General features: G+C 72.1%; 1 protein-coding gene. It reads right to left on the reverse strand.

Going from position 1 to position 276, the window contains the following annotated elements:
* Positions 1–276, reverse strand: a 276-nt coding sequence (locus A3728_RS16125; RefSeq protein ID WP_150120847.1) for a hypothetical protein, incomplete at both ends; no start/stop codon positions are given.

Raw genomic sequence — 276 nt, forward strand, 5'->3', positions numbered from 1 at the left:
GGGCATCGATCAGCGCCGCCACATGCACCCCCGCCGCCGCCAGATCATGTGCCGTGCGATGGGCATCGTCGTTGTTGCCGAAGACGGTGACGCGCCGGCCCGGGCTGACCCCCCACCGGTTGAGGTAACTGCGCACCGCCCCGGCCATCATGATGCCCGGGCGGTCGTTGTTGCGAAAGGCGATGGGCCGCTCCAGCCCGCCCGCGGCCAGCACCGCCCGGCGTGCAACGATGCGCCAGAAACATTCCAGCGGCGCGGTCTCGGGCCGGTCGCCGC

The organism is Sulfitobacter sp. HI0040 (assembly GCF_001634885.1).
In the GTDB taxonomy this organism is placed as follows: Bacteria; Pseudomonadota; Alphaproteobacteria; order Rhodobacterales; family Rhodobacteraceae; genus Sulfitobacter.